10 protein-coding genes are annotated in these 10,061 nt (G+C 32.0%); all 10 read right to left on the bottom strand.

The window, feature by feature from the left end; all coding sequences use genetic code 11:
- Positions 1-207: 207 nt before the first annotated feature.
- The gene (locus ISU02_RS23390; RefSeq protein ID WP_194704286.1) at positions 208-1,041 is read right to left on the bottom strand and encodes a nucleotidyltransferase domain-containing protein; all 834 of its coding nucleotides are present in this window, start codon (positions 1,039-1,041) and stop codon (positions 208-210) included.
- Positions 1,042-1,152: 111 nt separating this feature from the next.
- On the bottom strand, positions 1,153-1,647 hold the full coding sequence (locus ISU02_RS23395) for a hypothetical protein (protein ID WP_194704287.1): 495 nt from the start codon (positions 1,645-1,647) through the stop codon (positions 1,153-1,155).
- Positions 1,648-1,833: 186 nt separating this feature from the next.
- Positions 1,834-2,610, bottom strand: coding sequence for a hypothetical protein (locus tag ISU02_RS23400; protein WP_194704288.1), 777 nt, complete (start codon positions 2,608-2,610; stop codon positions 1,834-1,836).
- A 147-nt stretch (positions 2,611-2,757) separates the two neighbouring features.
- Positions 2,758-3,534 carry a UPF0489 family protein gene (locus tag ISU02_RS23405; RefSeq protein ID WP_194704289.1) on the bottom strand — a complete coding sequence of 259 codons (777 nt, stop codon included), beginning with the start codon at positions 3,532-3,534 and terminating at the stop codon, positions 2,758-2,760.
- A gap of 866 nt (positions 3,535-4,400) precedes the next feature.
- The gene (locus ISU02_RS23410; protein ID WP_194704290.1) at positions 4,401-4,919 is read right to left on the bottom strand and encodes an HAD-IIIA family hydrolase; all 519 of its coding nucleotides are present in this window, start codon (positions 4,917-4,919) and stop codon (positions 4,401-4,403) included.
- A 618-nt stretch (positions 4,920-5,537) separates the two neighbouring features.
- Complete coding sequence (locus ISU02_RS23415) at positions 5,538-6,071, bottom strand: hypothetical protein (RefSeq protein WP_194704291.1); 534 nt, start codon at positions 6,069-6,071, stop codon at positions 5,538-5,540.
- A 212-nt stretch (positions 6,072-6,283) separates the two neighbouring features.
- Entirely contained in the window at positions 6,284-6,838 is a 555-nt protein-coding gene (locus ISU02_RS23420; RefSeq protein ID WP_194704292.1) for an SMI1/KNR4 family protein, read from the bottom strand.
- A gap of 165 nt (positions 6,839-7,003) precedes the next feature.
- Positions 7,004-7,786, bottom strand: a complete 783-nt coding sequence (locus ISU02_RS23425; protein ID WP_194704293.1) for an NYN domain-containing protein — start codon at positions 7,784-7,786, stop codon at positions 7,004-7,006.
- Positions 7,787-7,974: 188 nt separating this feature from the next.
- Complete coding sequence (locus ISU02_RS23430; protein WP_194704294.1) at positions 7,975-9,093, bottom strand: Shedu immune nuclease family protein; 1,119 nt, start codon at positions 9,091-9,093, stop codon at positions 7,975-7,977.
- Between the two features lie 163 nt (positions 9,094-9,256).
- The gene (locus tag ISU02_RS23435; RefSeq protein WP_194704295.1) at positions 9,257-9,913 is read right to left on the bottom strand and encodes a DUF4145 domain-containing protein; all 657 of its coding nucleotides are present in this window, start codon (positions 9,911-9,913) and stop codon (positions 9,257-9,259) included.
- Between the last annotated feature and the right edge of the window lie 148 nt (positions 9,914-10,061).

Here is a 10,061-nt window from a genome sequence, read left to right on the forward strand (position 1 = left end):
TACCGTCTCTGATCAAGTTTTTTCAATAATTAAAGTTTGTTTCTCCACCATGTCGGTTCCCATTTCAGGATAACGTTCCCGCGATTACCGAAGTCACTCCTTTTCCCTTAGGAAAAGTGGCACTGACCTTGCCTCGCAAGGACTGTGTCATCAGAGTGATTTTGGTAATCGGCGTGTTATGCGATGACTTTGAGCAAGTGCCATTACCTATTCATATCTGCTTATTACTTTAGCAATAAAATTTCTAGTATCCTCTTTATATTCAAAATCATCACCATTATTCCAATTAGATGCTTTCTTTATTACCTCTGCATACTCATCATAAATTGAACTTACATATGATGCCGAATCTAATTTAGAATTAACCGAGCCCGTTTCAATGCTATAAATTAACCTACATACACTAAGAACGCCATATACTAGATATTCATTTGTCCAGTTGTAATCATTATTCTTGATTTTCGGTAACCATTCCATCATCAATAATTTCACTGAAGTTTCTTGTATTGTATTAGGCGAAATCTCGTTGAAAGACACTTTAAAACCAGACTCGTAAATAGCTACTCCATAATTCTTTAAATTATACTGCTCGAATATCCATTCTAAACCGTATGCTTCATATCTTAAAAGCATATTATTATAATACAAACGAGGTTTTACTGGAGGATTCTCATTAAGAACTTCATTCCTTAACACATATGAACCTTCTAACTTCTTGCCCCAATGACCATGCTTACTTACTAACTTGCTGTGAATTTCTTTTAAAGTCTCTATCTCAATTTCATCAAGTTCATCACATAGTAATACTAAGTAATCTATATCACTCGATTTCGCTCTAAAATTTCCCGTTACTATTGAACCGTGAATATAGATTGCAGAAATCTTAGATCTAAATGTCTCTATTAATTCCATTTGTAAATCGTTCAATATAGTTTTAACACTTAAAGGAACATTCAATTTATCTAGATTATTACTCATATCATACTCACTTTCTTTTTGCTCAAAGTTTTCGTATAACGTTCCCGCTATTACCGAAGTCACTCCTTCTGACCCTTAGGGCAGAAGTGGCGCTGGCCTTGCCACGCAAGGGCTGTGACATCAGAGTGATTTTGGTAATCGGCGTGTTAGATGATGTGCAAAAACATTCATATCTCAAATCTTATTTCCATTTTTAAAATATATGATATCAGGGGCACGATATTTATCCTGTGATGTATATAATTTAATAAAAGCTCCATAAGTATAACAAAAGCTTGATATAGAATTAGTATTTGTATAACATTCTAATTTTCTTAAATCAAATTCGCCATTATCTCGATTTGTTGATTTTTTCACCTCAATGATTAAAAGATTTGAATCGGTTTGACCTCTTTTATGTACAATAATATCCGGATACACGCTTTGAGTTCTACTATTACCATCAGACTCCAGTAGTAAATCAATCGTTTTTCTATTACTTGGATCATCTACATTCCGATTGTACTCGCAATCGACATCATATTCTTTGCCTAATGTCTGCTCTAAATACATTGCCAACTTATGCGTTATGCTTCTTTCGTTAACATCATTTTTTAACAAATAATTGTCATTGACTCTAAGCATTTCAATTGCAATATTTATACGTCTTTTGATTTGATATAATTTCATAAATTACCTCTATGTCATAGGTTTACTTGTTTTTAAATAAACTCAAATTTGTTTTTGCATTTCATCTAACGTTCCCGCGATTACCGAAGTCACTCCTTTTCCCTTAGGAAAAGTGGCGCTGACCTTGCCTCGCAAGGGCTGTGTCATCAGAGTGATTTTGGTAATCGGCGTGTTAGACGATTTATTTCACTCACTATTGACAATAATTACTTTATCAAAATGTTCTTTGCTGAGTTTTACATTTTCTGCTGAAATAATTTTATATTCAGAATAATTAATAAAACAATTTTCACTAGATTCATCCAATTCTACTCTGAAATCGGCAACAATAAGACCTGAACTAATTTTTTCAATCACCAAGTACTGATTTTCATCCTTTTCTACAATGTCAAAATATCCATAATTTTTAAAATCGACAAAAAGTGCGCTTAAAGCAATTAAGAAAATTAAGGTAATATATAACATTGAAATAAATACTGAAGATATTTTTAGAAGATTAAAATTATAATCTTCATCTTTGATAATACTAACAACATTTAGAATTGAAAAATATGCGACCATTGAAAATATAAAACTGCCAAGTATAATAAATGCATATTTTCGATCTAATGGGCCATCAATCATATAATTGATATTAGGAAACATATATATAATAAATAAGTATAAGCCAAAAATAATAGATATTAAAATTTTAGAAATGGTTTTAATAAAAGAATTCTTTTTATACACTTTAAGATAAAGATATATTGGCAATACTGTAAATATTAATAACTGAGCGCTAACAAATACTATTGGTATAAATGATTCTAGAATATCAAACTCAAAAAATTTCATACTTATACCATAATGTGAAAATATTAATAATTTACGAATTCCAGAAATGAACCATAGTATTACGATTCCCATTGTTGTATTGAAAATCATATTATAATTCTTTATTTTGCTATTAAATTTCTCTTCCATTTACACCTCTATCCAGTTATGAAATATTTCGTCTAACGTTCCCGCAGTTTCCGACGTTCCTTCCTTTTTACGCCTTAGCGGAAAAAGTGGCGCAGGTCTTGCCTCGCAAGAACTGTGACATCGGAAGGAATGTAGGAAAATAACGTGTTAGGCGATGGAATTACGCAATTTATCAATTTCAATATATTCTTTAAATAAGTCAATAAATATATCAGCTGACTTAGGAGTATAACTTAACGACTGACTAAAAAATATATAATCAAAATCATTTCTTAAATAAAGTTGCTCATAGTCCTTAACAATTTTAAATTCAACTTCCTTCTGACCAAGATATTCATATTTCTCAACATCATATCCTACATCTCTGTCATATTGCTTCAATTGAATAATTCCAGATGAATCATCAAAATCTTTCATAATCAAAGGTGAAAAATCATCTCCACGCTCTGTCAGAGAAATATGAGGAATATATGTTAAATGCGAAATCCATTCTAAAGCAATCATATACAGCAGATAATTCCCACTACTCAAACAACTTTCCCGCTCTAAAATACGATCCTGTAAAATTTTATCCAATCGCTTTTCCAACGGGGTATTTAGTATTTCTCTAAAAATAAGACTCCAAGAACAATCTCCGAATCCCAAATCTGCATGTGAATCTATATGCACAATCTCTAATGGTAGTTTAAGCAATTCTTTATCATATAAAGCTTTCAAAATATGAAAAACACCTTCATGTTCTGTCACAATAGCTCCATTGATTCTATTATCTGTACTTAAGCAACATTTTGTTTCTAAAAAGTTTCTCACATTGTTGATATTCCACGGTATATATTCTTCATCAGATAATCGAATACCATCAAAAGGTTTTTCTCGTTTAACACTGTGTAAAAAAAAATCCATATCTATATCTAGAATTTTCATTCCAAATCTCCTCCGAGTAATTCTTTCGCCTAACGTTCCCGCGATTACCGAAGTTCATCCTTTTGACCCGTAGGGCAAAAGTGGCATGAAATATGCCGTCTATAATATATGTAATTCGACACGTAATTGTTATCTCCTTCCAGTCCAGAAAATAAAAAAATTCCTCTGCATATTCCATGACATCAGATGAATTTTGGTAATCGGCGTGTTAGGCGATGTGCTTCTCCACGACACCCTGTTTGAAAAATACACCTATAGACTCATAATTATTGGTCTAAGAAAGCTTAAACCCATTTCATAACAAATCTATGTATCTACCACAGTCCTAATTTCATTGCTCATATAACACACTTATGATCAACTAATAAAAATCTGATTGAATTTCTAATTCTTATAAAACCAATAGAACTAAACAAGGAACATCTACTGCCAAGTGAGGCTCAGCTTCCAGACCATATGAAACCGCTAAATTAACTTGACTTAGAGAAATCATGCATAATTGGCTTTCTTAGTTTTCCCAAATCGTAATCAGATCATATCAATTTTATATCATATCCAATCAAATAACCACTAAGACTTGATTCAAGTTTGCACCCAGATAACGTCAGTTAATGTTGAACCAAGCCAACTTCTTGATAGAGTCTTTACTCTAAATTTATTTCGATAGCGTAAACCAAAAACTCGCATTTCGCCTAACGTTCCCGCGATTACCGAAGTCACTCCTTTTCCCTTAGGAAAAGTGGCGCTGGCCTTGCCTCGCAAGGACTGTGACATCAGAGTGATTTTGGTAATCGGCGTGTTATCTGATGGCTTTAATCTTTTTTTACTTTTTAGTTAGAATTCCATTTATGAAATTGCATTCTAGTTCATAATTCTTCCATTTGCTCATTAATTTCTTTATAAACTTCTTCAATAGATGCATAATTGTCACTAAAATAGTGCCCATTAATTCCATAAAATTTGATTCCAGCTCTTTTTGACAAATCTTCATCACATTTAGAGTCGCCTATTAATATAGACTTATCAAGTTCAATTTCAGGGTATTTCAATATCGCACTTTTTATCATTCCTTCATTTGGTTTTCTACAATTACATTTTTCTGTTTCTGAATGAGGACAATAAAAGATGTCGAGTTCTCCTATTTCATACTCATTCAACCTGCTTTTTAGGTTGTTAGTGAATATTTGATAATCAGCCAAACTAATAATATTATCATTAATAATGTGTTGATTTGTGATAATGATTATTTTAAATCCCAAATTCATTAAACCTTTTAGACCTTCTATAGCGCCTTGTAAAATTTCAGGTTCAATTCTATTTTTCCAATTTTCATCGGGATAATCTCTATTGATAGTGCCATCCCTATCTAAAAAAGCTATTTTCATATATTCACCCTTTTTTCTTTGGAGCTTTCAGATAACGTTCTCGCTATTTCCGAAGTCATCGTTCTCGCTGAGCGCTTGGCGATATTCTTGCCCTAAAAAAATAAGTCACTTTTGCAAGAATGATGACAAGCGCACAGTGAGAATTGGCGCAATCGTTGCTTCCCTTCGCAACGATTGTGACGATAGATGATTTTGGAAATAGGCGTGTTAGACGTTGTCGCATGCTCTTAGTCTTAATTTGGTATCGTGCATTAATGGTGGGGCGCCTTAGAGTCTCACCATTATCTTGCCTTTAATCACAATGGACCAAACCGTCTTTTCTGATCTTTTCAATATTAGTTCTAACAGTTTGAATATGGCACTCCATTATAAATATATTCATTTGTTTTGATTATACTTCCTAATGTGTTCGTGCGATTGCGTCTAACGTTCCCGCGATTACCGAAGTCACTCCTTTTCCCTTAGGAAAAGTGGCGCTGTCCTTGCCTCGCAAGGGCTGTGACATCGGAGTGATTTTGGTAATCGGCGTGTTATAAGATGCTATTTTCGGTGTTGCCAAATAAATCTACATCACTTTATTTACATATTTAACCATAATTACTGTATCTCGATATTACTCTAATCCATTTTAAAAATCATTACACTTTTATCCTTATATAGCTCTCTATCTAATCCTCCTAGTTTCAAATACTTTGCTTTTTCAAAATCGTCTATACTCTCAACTACTATGAGTATATCAGTGAACTCATCGCCTGATTGCATCCATATTTCTGGGTAAGTCTCATTTCCATAATCATCAATCAAAGAAATATATCCCGAACCATTAAAGAAATTCTTTGTTTTATTTAAATTTGAAACATTTTTAATTAATATAACATTTTCTAATTGATCATTTCTATTAGTTACAAAGTCACCTACTTTCTTAATACTATTAAAATTAAGAACAATATAGCTCCCATCATTATTTTTATATTCAGTGTTACCTCGTATTATTTTTAGTAATTCACCTTTTGTAGCATTTTCATTTTCAATGATTTCGTCATAGCTTAATTGCACAGGCACGTCTTCATTTGTATCAGTATAAGTATTACTACAGCCAATTGCTAAAAGACTGAGTACAAATAATGTAATTGCCCATGTAAATCTCTTCATTTTAGTTCCCCCATGTTAATTTATAATTTTTATGTTAACAATACTTCATTTTCATGTTTACTTCGAAAATAATTTCTTATAACGTTCCCGTGGTTACCGAAGATACTCCTTTTGACCCTTAGGGCAAAAGTGGCACTGTCCTTGCTTCGCAAGGGCTGTGACATCAGAGTAATTTAGGTAACCAACGTGTTAGATGATGTAGTTTGATTTTATTATTCCATGATTTCAGACCAAAATTTGATTTTCTTTATTCGGTTAAAGTCTATAAATTGTTGATCCTTATTATTAAATTCAACTTCAAAATATGATGCTAGATTATTTCCGTAATAAATAATGTCAGTTTGATAAATTGAAAATATTGGATTCCCAACTTCAAAGGGATCAGAAGGTATATACCTGTGAGAATAAATAGGAATCATTTGTGGAACAAATCTATAATTCTTTTCACAAATAGCAATTGCTTCATCAACTGACTCTGGTTTTTCTCCCCAACCTTCATACCAAAAATAATTATTTTTAATATCAAAATTCATTCCCTCAAGGGGCCAATTAAGTCTGCTTTTAATACTTTGAACGTTCTCTGAACTCATATCTCGCCAATTAATAAAACCTTTTGATACTGGCAAATTCGTGCTTAAAAATAGTTTAAGGTCAGTTGGGAACTTTATATTATATAAACATTCTATATTCTGAATTTCTTTGGTTGATAATCCATTTTGAAATTCAATTCCTTTATGTTTTAGCATTTGTATAATATCATTAAACATGTTCAGCTCCTCCAACTCTTAATCAAACTATTTCATCTAACGTTCCCGCAGTTTCCGACGGTCCTTCCTTTTAACGCCTTAGCGGAAAAAGTGGCACGTGACTTGCCCCGCAAGGCTCGTGACAGCGGAAGGAATGTAGGAAAATGACGTGTTAGATGAAGTTGTTTATTTTCCTTTTAATTTATATGCGAAGATATTTACAGTCCCTTTTCCTTTATATTTTTTATGTTCAAATACGTCCTTATGGTTTTTTATTAAATCAGGAAGTTTATCATATCCGAAAGTTCTTGAATCAAACTCTGGTTTAATTCTTTTAATATAAGTTCCTGATGAGCTTATGTTACACCAACCATCATCATCTTGATAAAGTTCGCATGCTTTTTTTAACAAATCTAAAACATCCTCTATCTTTAATGCATTATTAACTTCCACACCTACGTCATCATCTTCAATTTTTTCAATACTCGAAATAGGTGTTGAAATCTCTTGATCAGTTTTACTCTCATTACCTAAGTTTTCAGTGAGAATAAAATCGTCACATGCGTTTCTAAATGATACTGGAGTTTTAGTTTCTCCAACTCCAAAAACAAATATTTCAGATTCCCGTAGTCTATTAGCTAATCGTGTAAAATCGCTATCACTTGATACTATTGCAAATGCATCATACTTTTGGGTATACAACAAATCCATTGCATCGATAATCATTGCTGAATCTGTAGAATTCTTTCCACTTGTGTAAGCAAATTGTTGAACAGGTTGAATTGCTAGCTCATTAAGTTCACTTTTCCAATACTTCAGATTCTCGTTAGACCAATCTCCATAGGCTCTTTTGGTAATAATATGCCCATGTGCAGATATCTCTTGCAAAATAAACCTAATCTTTTGTTTTTGTGCATTATCTGCATCAATTAGAACAGTAATTTTTTTGAGATCATTAATATCCTTCATCATTTCATCTCCTTCTTTTATGTTTGTCAAATTACAAAGTTCAGTTTATTAAACAATTTCATCTAACGTTCCCGTGATTTCCGACGTTCCTTCCTTTTAACGCCTTAGCGGAAAAAGTGGCGCAGACCTTGCCTCGCAAGGGATGTGACATCGGAAGGAATGTAGGAAATCAACGTGTTATACGTAGTTTAAAATTTTAATAGATCAAGTATTATTTTTATTCTCGAATATAATTCATCAAAAGTTATTATTTCAACATTTTTAAGTTCATTTCTATAATTCTCAAATGATATTACTTCTTTTGGGGATAGCCCTTTAATTAATCCAATAATTACAAAACATTTTGGATTTATAGCATAATATTCTTCTGTATCATCAGCAACCAAATTCTTATAGTTTTGAACTAATTCATTCCTATAATTTAAAACTTGATTTATGGCACCATTTAGCTCATCATCAAAAATAAATGTTTGTCGATATTCTTTTTTAACCAGTTTTGTAATTGGTCTTTTTATTTCAATAAGAGCTACATTTTTTGTTAATTCATTTTGATATAAAAAATCTACAATATTGCCACCTTTATTTGAAATATTTTTCCCACCAATAAACGCTTTTTCAGCCAAAAATACAGTTGGACTTCCGAAACATTGAGAAATAATCCAAGCATTTTCAGTGAATAAATTTTGCCAAAATTCTTCACTTGTATTTTCGAAATTTTCTTCCCAAATGCTTAATAGTTTTATCAACCTAGATATATTTAAACTAGAACTAATATTCTCTAATTCCTTAAGTGTAAGAGTAGTATTGTCTTCAAATATCTCGTTATCAAATGCTTTTTCAGATAATAACTCAAGAATTCCTTTAATGATTTTAGGATTCGTCTCAGCCAACTTTTTTATCAACTCTGGTTCTTCTTCCAATAATTTAATTAATTTTTCATAATCACTTGATACAACTAAATATTCATTATTTCCAAATTCAATACCATTTGAGCCAAATAGTGAATAACAGCTCTTTAATCCTTCAAAAAGTTCTGAAACCTCTCTTGTATCTAATGATATTTCCATCCACTCTCCGGTTCTCATACTGCTTTTTGAAAGTTTATCAACTTCGGTAAACTGATCACATTTTCTTTTTTTTTGATATACTAATTTTCCTTTAACCGATTTATTAATCTCGTGTTGATTCTTCACAATAATTGGTTTAAAAACAATTTTGACCAAATCACTTTCACTTAACACAACTTCATTCACTTCGGCACTATTTTGTGATGTTGAAGTTACGTTTAATTTTTTTGTTGTTTCCATTGTCCACCTCATTTTAAATTACGTATAACGTTCCCGCGATTACCGAAGTCACTCTCTTTTAACGCCTTAGCGGAAAAAGTGGCGTAGTTCTTGCCTCGCAAGGACTGTGACATTAGAGTGATTTAGGTAATAGTCGTGTTATCTGATTTGCAAAATGTTCATTTTATTTAAATGAATCAGATGCTATAAATTGTTCAATTCCATTAATCATATTATTTACGTCATCTTTAGTGTAGTTTTCAAAATTTCCATGTGCTGCAGAATTTCCTATATCTAGCCATGCTTGTATCAATCTCCATTGTGGTTGACTATATATTTCTAACTTTTTCAATTCCTCATTCAATTTTGATGCTTTTTGGTCAGTTGCAATATTTGAATTTCTTGCAATTCTTTTAAGTGCATCTTCAATTACAACTCTTGCAAGAACAGCCGAGGCATCTTTATGACTTGTTTCTAGTAGGTGCTTTGACTCTTCTAAAACATTATCAAAAATTTCTGAAGCAATAATAAATTCTTGACCGATTATAAATCCATTTTCCAAATCACTCAAACAACCTTTTAAGAAACCACTGAAAATTTTTACATCCTCTGAATTGTAAATATTTGTATCTAAAAGTGATATTAATCTATTATATTGTATACTCTGTTGCCCAAAGATTAGGGCTATAATATTTTGTGATTTAATTAGCCATTCATTTAAAAGTTCTTTATCAGAGATCCATTCATGATAGTCTTCCGTTTTACTTGTAGAAAGAACATGTATCGATTGATCGATAATTTCCTTTAGTCTATTTATCATTCTTTGAAGTCTTGGGTTCATAAATACTCCTTTCATTTTGTATTTCAGATAACGTTCCCGCGATTACCGAAGTCACTCCTTTTCCCTTAGGAAAAGTGGCGCTGGCCTTGCCTCGCAAGGGCTGTGTCATCAGAGTGATTTAGGTAATCGGCGTGTTATATGATGGACG

The sequence above is a fragment of the Fusibacter ferrireducens genome (assembly GCF_015352425.1).
In the GTDB taxonomy this organism is placed as follows: Bacteria; Bacillota; Clostridia; order Peptostreptococcales; family Acidaminobacteraceae; genus Fusibacter_A; species Fusibacter_A ferrireducens.